This window comes from Oceanicaulis sp. UBA6590, assembly GCF_002433705.1.
Lineage (GTDB): Bacteria > Pseudomonadota > Alphaproteobacteria > Caulobacterales > Maricaulaceae > Oceanicaulis.
This window is the reverse complement of record NZ_DJIQ01000009.1, coordinates 1-6,889: the sequence shown is the minus strand read 5'-3', so window position 1 is coordinate 6,889 and position 6,889 is coordinate 1. Positions and strand designations below refer to the sequence as shown.

Annotated in this window: 9 protein-coding genes; 5 read left to right on the top strand and 4 right to left on the bottom strand. The window is 64.2% G+C overall.

Annotated elements, in window-relative coordinates; genetic code table 11:
• On the top strand, positions 1-164 hold a 164-nt coding region (locus B2Z70_RS02290), incomplete at its 5' end, for a helix-turn-helix transcriptional regulator (RefSeq protein WP_292980505.1).
• On the opposite strand, the gene B2Z70_RS02285 is transcribed toward B2Z70_RS02290, so the two are convergent.
• The 4 genes from B2Z70_RS02285 to B2Z70_RS02270 are packed head-to-tail and all read right to left on the bottom strand — an operon-like array spanning position 161 to position 3,798.
• Positions 161-1,288 (bottom strand): ABC transporter permease, encoded by a 1,128-nt coding sequence (locus B2Z70_RS02285; RefSeq protein WP_292980502.1) that lies wholly within the window; start codon positions 1,286-1,288, stop codon positions 161-163. The genes B2Z70_RS02290 and B2Z70_RS02285 overlap by 4 nt on opposite strands.
• A complete protein-coding gene (locus B2Z70_RS02280) occupies positions 1,285-2,205 on the bottom strand; it encodes an ABC transporter ATP-binding protein (RefSeq protein WP_009801716.1) in 921 nt (306 codons plus the stop codon). The genes B2Z70_RS02285 and B2Z70_RS02280 overlap by 4 nt, the downstream gene beginning before the upstream one ends.
• Positions 2,205-3,152 carry an HlyD family secretion protein gene (locus B2Z70_RS02275; RefSeq protein ID WP_292980499.1) on the bottom strand — a complete coding sequence of 316 codons (948 nt, stop codon included), beginning with the start codon at positions 3,150-3,152 and terminating at the stop codon, positions 2,205-2,207. Before B2Z70_RS02275 ends, B2Z70_RS02280 begins: the two co-directional genes overlap by 1 nt.
• 1 nt (position 3,153) lies before the next feature.
• Positions 3,154-3,798: a TetR/AcrR family transcriptional regulator gene (locus B2Z70_RS02270; RefSeq protein WP_292980496.1), complete on the bottom strand. Its 645-nt coding sequence runs from the start codon at positions 3,796-3,798 to the stop codon at positions 3,154-3,156.
• Between the two features lie 173 nt (positions 3,799-3,971).
• Between B2Z70_RS02270 and B2Z70_RS02265 the strand changes: the two genes are divergently transcribed.
• The 4 genes from B2Z70_RS02265 to B2Z70_RS02250 all read left to right on the top strand — a co-directional run bounded on the left by B2Z70_RS02265 (position 3,972) and on the right by B2Z70_RS02250 (position 6,870).
• Positions 3,972-5,567 carry a lysine--tRNA ligase gene (locus tag B2Z70_RS02265; RefSeq protein ID WP_292980493.1) on the top strand — a complete coding sequence of 532 codons (1,596 nt, stop codon included), beginning with the start codon at positions 3,972-3,974 and terminating at the stop codon, positions 5,565-5,567.
• Between the two features lie 220 nt (positions 5,568-5,787).
• Positions 5,788-6,057, top strand: a complete 270-nt coding sequence (locus tag B2Z70_RS02260; RefSeq protein WP_292980490.1) for a hypothetical protein — start codon at positions 5,788-5,790, stop codon at positions 6,055-6,057.
• A gap of 265 nt (positions 6,058-6,322) precedes the next feature.
• A complete protein-coding gene (locus tag B2Z70_RS02255) occupies positions 6,323-6,574 on the top strand; it encodes a hypothetical protein (protein WP_009801711.1) in 252 nt (83 codons plus the stop codon).
• Positions 6,575-6,615: 41 nt separating this feature from the next.
• On the top strand, positions 6,616-6,870 hold the full coding sequence (locus B2Z70_RS02250) for a hypothetical protein (RefSeq protein ID WP_292980487.1): 255 nt from the start codon (positions 6,616-6,618) through the stop codon (positions 6,868-6,870).
• Positions 6,871-6,889: the final 19 nt, after the last annotated feature.

Below are 6,889 nucleotides of genomic sequence, written 5' to 3'. Positions count from 1 at the left end.
GCTGGAGCCAGGCGGCGCTGGCCGACAAGCTCGACGTCTCGCGCCAGACCGTGATCTCCATCGAGAACGGCAAGTATGATCCGTCCCTGCCGCTCGCCTTCAGGATTGCGCGAGTGTTCGGCCTGCCCATCGAGACGATTTTCGACGATGAGAACGCCGGCTAGTCCAGCGTGCGGCGATACCGGCTCAGGGCCAGCGCGGCGATCACCAGGAACAGTACGGCCAGCGGCCAGAGCTCGCCCGTAATGTCCGGCAATCCCGCCCCCTTCAGCATGATCTCGCGCACCGCCTTGATGAAATGGGTGGTCGGCAGGGCGTTGCCCAGCACTTGCGCCCATCCCGGCATGCCGGCGAAGGGGAACATGAAGCCGCTCAGAAGGATCGAGGGCAGAAAGACGAAGAACGTCATCTGCATCGCCTGCATCTGGCTGCGCGCGATGGTGGAGAACAAAAAGCCCAGCGACAGGTTCACCAGTACGAACAGGCTGACCGCTGCTGCGAAGGCGAAGGGGTCGCCCAGAAAGGGCACGTTGAACAGCCCCAGCGCCAGCACCAGCATCAATCCGGTCTGAAGGACGCCGACCGCGATATAGGGCGCGATCTTGCCGGCCATGACCTCGATGGGGCGCGTCGGCGTGGACAGCAGGGTCTCAAGCGTGCCGCGCTCGGCTTCGCGGGTGATCGCCATGGAGGTCATCATCGCCATGGTCATGGTCAGGATGGTCCCCAACAGCCCCGGAACGATGTTCACCGCGGTCCGGCCCGCGGGGTTATAGCGCCGGTGCACGATGGCCTCGACCGGGCTTTGATCATCCACCTGATGCGTTTCAGGGCTGAGGGCTTCGGAGACGATACGGGCGAAGGCGCTCGATGCGCCCCCGGCTGCGATAGGGTCGGTCGCATCCACATCCAGAAGGATTTGCGGACGTTCGCCGCGGGCATAGGCGCGCTCGAAATCGGGCGGAATGCTGAGCACGAAGCCGGCCTGGCCGCTGACCAGAGCGTCATTCGCCGCCTCGGCCCCGTCCACGCGTCCGATGATGTCGAAATAATTGCTGGTCTCCATCGCTTCCACGATAGCGCGGCTGGCGGGTCCCCAGTCGCCGGCCTCGACCAGCGTGCGCATATGCCTGGGGTCGGAGTTGATGGCGTAGCCGAACAGCAAGAGCTGCATGACCGGGATCGCGACCATGATGGCGAAGGTGAGCCGGTCGCGCCGCATCTGGACGAACTCCTTGGCGGCGACTGCAAGCACGCGGGCGAAGGAGCCCTGAAAGCCGTCGCTCATTGTCCGCCCTCCCTTCCGGTCATCAGATAGATGAAGGCCTCTTCCAGCCCGGTCTTGGCGGGGCTGACCTCCAGCCCCTCCTGTTCGCGATAGGGGGCCAGCGCGGCTTCCAGTTGTTCCGGATCCTTGCCGCTGACATGGATGGCGGATCCGAAACGGGCGATCTGGTCGACGCCGGGCGCTGTCTTGAGCGCCTCATAGACGGGGGACAGCGTGCGGCCTTCAATGCGCCAGGTGGTCAGGCCCACAGCGGCGGGAATGTCGCTCGCGGGTGCGTCGATCAGCTTGTGGCCATAGGCGATGAAGGCGATGAAATCGCATTGCACGGCCTCGTCCATGTAATGGGTGGAGACAAGCACGGTGACGCCCTGGGCGGCCAGCTTGCGGATGCGGTCCCAGAAATCGCGCCGCGCCTTGGGATCGACCCCGGCGGTAGGCTCATCCAGCAACAGAAGGCCGGGATTGTGGAGCGAGGCGGCGGCCAGCGCCACGCGCTGTTTCCAGCCTCCGGACAATTGCCCGGTCAGCTGTTTCGCCCTTGGGGTGAGGTCATATTCCTCAAGTGCGGCGTTCACGACCGCCTTGCGGTCTTTCAGGGCGTGCAGGCGCGCCATGAATTCAAGGTTCTCGCGCACGCTCATGTCTTCATAGAGCGAGAAGCGCTGGGTCATGTATCCCACCCGCGCCTTGATGGCGCGGGTCTGGGTCCGGATGTCATAGCCCAGCGCGGTTCCCTGGCCTTCATCGGGGGTCAGCAGGCCGCACATCATGCGGATCGTGGTGGTCTTGCCCGAGCCGTTGGGGCCGAGAAAGCCGTAGATCGCGCCCTTGGGGACCTGCATGTCGAAGTCATCAACGACGGTCTTGTCGCCGAAGCGCTTGGTCAGCCCCCGGACCTCGATGGCGTACTCGCTCATCAGCCGGTGCCCGACCGGAGTGCGAGACGGAGTGGAGCGCCGGGCGGCGGCGTCGCGCCGTCAAACCGGGCCTCGGCCCTGAAGACCAGACGGGAGCGTTCCTGATCGGAATAGATGATGGGCGGAGTAAACTCGGCTTCGGCATCGATCACGCTCAGCCGCGCCGTCATTGTGTCGGGACAGCCGTCACACTCGACCGCGAACGCATCGCCAATCTGATAGGCGCCGATCTGCTCCTCGGGCAGGAAGAGCACGGCATGCACTGCGCCATCGGGCAGGAAGCGCAAGCCGGGCGCGCCGGGGCCGGCGAGCTCGCCCTCTCGGGCCAGGACGCGCTCCACCCGGCCGTCAGCCGGCGCCCGCACGGTGCGGCGGGACAGGCTCTCCTCCAGACGCGCCGCATCCGCCTGTGCAGCGCGAGCGGATGCGGCCAGCGCCTGAAGCTGCCCATCCCGCGCCGGCATTTCGGCGAGCGTCAGGGCTTCACTCAGCTCGGCCACCCGCGCATTGGCGGTGGCGGCCGCCGCTTCCGCCTCGTCCAGCCGGGCCCTTGGGGCGAACCCCTGATCAAACAGGCGTTGGGCGCGGTTGAGCGCGTCCCTGGCCCGGACCTGTTCCGCGCGCGCCTGGCTCAGCCGGTCCCGGGCGGCTTCCACCTCCGGCGCCCGTCCGCCGGTCGAGGCGTCGGCCAGGCGGGCCTCGGCGGCTTCGGCCTGTTGACGCGCCGCTTCAAGCGCAAGCCGTTCCGCCTCGCTTTCCAGTGCCAATAAGGGCTCGCCCGCCGTCACTCTCTGCCCGTCCGTCACCCTGACGGTCTCCACGCGCCCGCTGGTTTCCGGCGCCAGCATCAGGAAGTCGCCTTCCGCATACCCGTAAAGCACCTCTGTGGCGGGCGGCGCGCAGGCGGTGAGGGTGAGCAGAATGAAGGCTGATAGAGCTGTGCGCATGTCAGCGCTCCCTGTGATGAGGCGGGGCGGGTTTGAGGCCATGAAAGAGAAGGTCGGCGAGCTGGTCGGCGAGCTCCGCCGGTTCAAGCTCGGGATCGCCCTCCTGAGCGAACAGGGTGGTGACAAGGACATGGGCGAGGACCGGCCCCATGAAGGCGCGAAGGGCGACCGGGGTCTGCACGGTGCGGAAGACGCCCTGCTCCATCCCCGCGGTGAGGATGCGGATGAGGGCGGCCTGTCCGACATTGATCACGCGCTGACGGTAAAAGTACGCAAGGTCCGGGAAGCGCGCGGCTTCGGCGAGGATGAGGCGCGGCGCGGCCGAGATTTCAGGCTGCGAGAGCGTGCTCAGGGCCATCCGCAGGCCTGTGCGCAGGGCGACTTCCGGATCAAGTTCCGCGCCCGCTTCCGCAAGGTCGCTCAGCGCATCGGCCACGCGCGCGGCGGATTGCTCGACCAGCGCTTCCAGCATGGCTTCCTTGGACGGGAAGTAGAGATAGACCGCGCCCTTGGACAGTCCGGCGCGGCGCGCGATGTCCTCGACCCGGGCGCTGGCGAAACCGGTTTGCGTGAAGACGTCGAGCGCCGCTGCAAGGATTTCCTCGGGGCGGGCTTCGGGGCGTCGGCGGCGGAGGGGCGCGGTCATGCCTCTTCATAACTGACCAGGTGGTCAGTAACAACATGAAACTGACCCGTGGGTCATTAAGGTTTCGTGACGGGCTTCAGGCTCTCCCCGCACGCCAGCACAGTTGACCGGACGGGGCTGGAGTTCTACTTGCGCTGCTTCAATCCACTTCACAGCAGGAAATGAGACCCGCGATGACCGATTTCGCCGCGCTCGCCCAGAACGCCAAGGCCTGGCCCTTTGAACAGGCGCGCCTGGTGGAGAAACGGGTGAAGAAGAGCGGGCTCAAGGGCGATGCGGTCATCTTCGAGACCGGCTACGGCCCGTCGGGCCTGCCCCATATCGGCACTTTCGGCGAAGTGGCGCGCACCGCGATGGTGCGCCACGCCTTCCGCGTGCTGACCGAGGATCAGTACCCGACCAAGCTCATCGCCTTCTCCGATGACATGGACGGCATGCGCAAGGTGCCCTCCAACCTGCCCAATCAGGACATGCTGGTTGAGCATCTGGGCAAGCCGCTGACCGATGTGCCGGATCCGTTCGGCACGCATGACGGCTTCGCCCAGCACAATAATGCGCGTTTGCGGGCCTTCCTCGACAGTTTCGGCTTTGAATACGAGTTCCGCTCAGCCACGCAGGAATACCGCTCGGGCGCCTTCGACGAGACGCTCATCCGGGCGCTCGAGAAGTTCGATGACATCATGGCGGTGATGCTGCCCACGCTGGGTGCGGAGCGTCAGGCGACCTATTCGCCCTTCCTTCCGATCTCGCCGACCACAGGCCGGGTGCTCTATGTGCCGATGAAGGCCATCGACGCCAAGGCCGGCACGATCACCTTCGAGGATGAGGACGGGACCGACATCACCCTGCCGGTGACGGGCGGGAACACCAAGCTTCAATGGAAGCCTGATTTCGGCATGCGCTGGGCGGCGCTGGGCGTTGATTTCGAGATGTTCGGCAAGGACCACCAGGCCAATGCGCCGATCTATTCCAGGATCTGTCGCATCCTCGGCGTCGAGCCGCCGGTGCAATATGTCTACGAGCTCTTCCTGGATGATCAGGGCGAGAAGATTTCCAAGTCCAAGGGCAATGGCCTGTCGGTCGAGGAATGGCTCAGCTATGCGCCGCAGGAATCGCTGTCCATGTACATGTTCCAGAAGCCGCGCACGGCCAAGCGCCTGTATTTCGACGTGATCCCCAAGGCGGTGGACGAGTATCGCCAGCATCTGCGCGCCTATCCCGATCAGGCCGAGGACAAGCAGCTGGAGAACCCGGTCTATCACATCCATGACGGCGAACCGCCCAAGGCGGGCGCGGACATCAGCTATTCCCTGCTGCTGAACCTCGTCTCCGCGGCCAACGCGCCGGACAAGGCGACGCTCTGGGGTTTCATCGCCAAGTATGCCCCGGACGTGACGCCGGAGAGCGATCCTTTCCTGGATCGTCTGGCGGGCTATGCGCTGGCCTATTACGAAGAGCAGGTCAAACCGCACAAGACCTATCGCGCCCCCACCGATATGGAGCGGGCGGCGATGCAGGATCTGCTGGCGCGGTTCAGGGCGCTCGATCCGGCCGAAACCGACGCCGAGCTGATCCAGACCGAGGTCTACGCTGCGGGCAAGAGCCAGCCGTTCGAGAATCTGCGCGACTGGTTCCAGGGGCTCTATGAAGTCCTGCTGGGGCAGAGCCAGGGGCCACGCTTTGGCGGTCTTGCCGCGCTCTATGGCTTGCCGGGCACGATCGCGCTGATCGAGCGGGCGTTGGCGGGCGAGGATCTATCTAAAGTCTAGGTTGCGCCAAGGCCGAGGAAGCGCCCCGCAGCATGACTGTTGCGGGGTTTTTCCGGTTTTGGAATGCAACCCCAGATGTGTTGACGGTTCAATCATGGGCGTATTTCATTTCTCCTGTTCGGTGTGCAAATTCAATTCATGGTTTGACGCGCGGCAAGCCGAGGTTGGGTCATCCTGAGCACAGCAAAGGGCTTGTCAGCCCGTAACAAAGGAGACTTACATGAAAGCGTTCACTCTTGGTCTTTCACTTCTCGCTTCGGCTGCGGCGCTTGCTGTCCTCCCGGCCTCTGCGGTTTCTGCAGGGCAGCCTGAGCCTGTCTACTACATCACCTATTATGCGGATGCGGCGATGACCCAGCCGGTCGGCTATGTTCAGCAGGTCTGCGACAGCTGGGGCGTCGGCTATGGCCCGACCTTCGGTGAGTATGGTCCCTATGAAGACCGTTTCCTCGCTGGCTATTGCCAGGATGGCGTCCTGATCTGGATCTAGGACATCGCCGTCATCTGAACGTGTTTTCCAGCGCTATGACTCCGACCCCCGCCGTTCTGAACGGCGGGGTTTTGATTTTCGGGTTGTTGACGAAACAACCCACAGGGGTATTCTGTCCTTGTGGGTCAGTCACCGGCGTCGCACAGGCAATCAACTGTATGCCGTCGCCGGGGAACTCAAACTGCGTCGAACCCTGCCCCTGAGGGGCGTTCACCCGCTGCGGGCTGTTCATGACAGCGCGCTAGCGCGAGGAGGAGACGAACTCATGACTTTCAGGATTGTTGGAGCGGCCGTGGCGGCCGGCGTTGTGCTCAGCGCAGCATCCCTGGCGATGTGGCCCGACTCCGTCCGGATGTACGAGTACACCTATTACAGCGACGCCAGCAAAACGACCCAGGTCGGTTTCTCGTTCGATCAGTGCATCAACGGGCACGTCGTGCCCGGCCAGGCGCATGGCACGGCGACCGCGTACTATACCCGTCACGTGATCGGTCAGTGCCCCGGCTATCTGTACTAGCCGCCAGTCCTTTCTGAAATTCCACTCAATTGGAGACCCCCATGCTGAACTACAAAGCTGTCCTGGGCGCTGCGGCCCTGGCCGTCGGCGCCATGAGCGGACTGACCTCGCAGGCCGGATCCGCCGAACCGATGTTTTTCTATTTCTTCTATTCCGACGCCAGCAAGACCGACATGGTCGGCTTCCGTCGGGATGTCTGCACCAATGGCTATATCACCTCAGGCCCCGTGGCCGGCTATGTGACGGCCTATTATGACACGGAACTGATCGGTCAGTGCCCTGGCTATCTGTATTGAACGAGCGGGCGAGGGGCGG

What these genes read in the sequence shown, in the direction of transcription:
- B2Z70_RS02285 (WP_292980502.1), bottom strand. Translation starts at nt 1,288, where the DNA reads ATGAGCGACGGCTTTCAGGGCTCCTTCGCCCGCGTGCTTGCAGTCGCC.
- B2Z70_RS02280 (WP_009801716.1), bottom strand. Translation starts at nt 2,205, where the DNA reads ATGAGCGAGTACGCCATCGAGGTCCGGGGGCTGACCAAGCGCTTCGGC.
- B2Z70_RS02275 (WP_292980499.1), bottom strand. Translation starts at nt 3,152, where the DNA reads ATGCGCACAGCTCTATCAGCCTTCATTCTGCTCACCCTCACCGCCTGC.
- B2Z70_RS02270 (WP_292980496.1), bottom strand. Translation starts at nt 3,798, where the DNA reads ATGACCGCGCCCCTCCGCCGCCGACGCCCCGAAGCCCGCCCCGAGGAA.
- B2Z70_RS02265 (WP_292980493.1), top strand. Translation starts at nt 3,972, where the DNA reads ATGACCGATTTCGCCGCGCTCGCCCAGAACGCCAAGGCCTGGCCCTTT.
- B2Z70_RS02260 (WP_292980490.1), top strand. Translation starts at nt 5,788, where the DNA reads ATGAAAGCGTTCACTCTTGGTCTTTCACTTCTCGCTTCGGCTGCGGCG.
- B2Z70_RS02255 (WP_009801711.1), top strand. Translation starts at nt 6,323, where the DNA reads ATGACTTTCAGGATTGTTGGAGCGGCCGTGGCGGCCGGCGTTGTGCTC.
- B2Z70_RS02250 (WP_292980487.1), top strand. Translation starts at nt 6,616, where the DNA reads ATGCTGAACTACAAAGCTGTCCTGGGCGCTGCGGCCCTGGCCGTCGGC.